2 protein-coding genes are annotated in these 1,069 nt (G+C 42.3%); both read left to right on the forward strand.

Annotated features, from left to right (window positions below):
* On the forward strand, nucleotides 1–318 hold a 318-nt coding region (locus tag S1OALGB6SA_RS04080; protein ID WP_124032646.1), incomplete at its 5' end, for a lipid II-degrading bacteriocin.
* Nucleotides 315–677: a hypothetical protein gene (locus tag S1OALGB6SA_RS04085; RefSeq protein WP_124032647.1), complete on the forward strand. Its 363-nt coding sequence runs from the start codon at nucleotides 315–317 to the stop codon at nucleotides 675–677. The genes S1OALGB6SA_RS04080 and S1OALGB6SA_RS04085, both read left to right, overlap by 4 nt.
* The last annotated feature ends 392 nt before the right edge of the window (nucleotides 678–1,069 follow it).

A 1,069-nucleotide genomic window follows, 5' to 3' on the forward strand; every position in this document is an offset into this window, starting at 1 on the left:
TTCGATTTTCCGGAAGTTATTGACGCTATCAAAGCAGGTGTTCCTGGAACAAAAAGAATAAACTCATCAATGTCATTCAATACTGGTACCCTGTTGCCAGGAAATATAACACTACGTCTTCAGGGGACTCTAAGTATCGGAGAAGAAGAAGATGATGATAGCTTCTCCGGCATCCTAAAATCCCTTGACGACGTATATGACTTTAATGCCTCAAATCATAGAGGGCTTTTCGCTGAGGTTTTAACAAAGGTGGGTAGCATTATAAAAGGGAGGACATATCCAATTCAAATTCGAGGAAGTAAGTGGATCGAAGAATGAAGAATCTACTGATCTTCTTATCTGCAGTCTGCCTTATAGCTACAATTCTCTTACTGACTGTGTGTCGCCAAGTCGAAGTAAGTGAACTCATTATTATCGGAAACAAAAAGATATTAGAATACTGCGATCAGCATAAGCTTCCTCCCAAATACGGTCTTGTCGACATTGAAAAAGGTCTTGTCGGCATTGAAGAAAGCTTTCTCGAATACGGCTTTCGGCTTTTTTCCTTGCATTATTCCATTTATACAGACGCCGACAAAATTTTTTCAATAATTCTAGTAATTGACAGAAAAGGGGAGATTCGCGAGTTCTGGACAATAGTTGATACTGAATCAGTACTATTGGAAAACTTGTACTGAGCACTGTAGCAGGTTCGCCCCGTCGCCCTCCATGGCGTCGGTTCTTTCCGGAATTTCGGTTATCGGCAGTACGGTCTCAGGCCTACTGTCTGCCTACAACAAAATCGGAAATCCGTTTGAATCAGAAAAGAACACCCGTATCCAGCATACACAAAATGGTTTCCAGGTGTCCCTGTCCACTTTGACATCATAAAATTCACCAATCTGACATCGTATGAATTTCACTGGATTCCCGCGCTCAGATCGTAATCGGGACCTTTCCCAAAACATTGAATCCGAAAGAAAAACCCGCCGGTGGAGTTCCGACGGGTCTGCCTACAACGAAATTGGAAATCCGATGGAAAGGATTAACGGAGATATCGTTTTCAGGAATGTGAGATACTCCTATGGTG

The organism is Olavius algarvensis spirochete endosymbiont, assembly GCA_900608495.1.
Taxonomy (GTDB): Bacteria; Spirochaetota; Spirochaetia; order DSM-2461; family DSM-2461; genus UBA2779.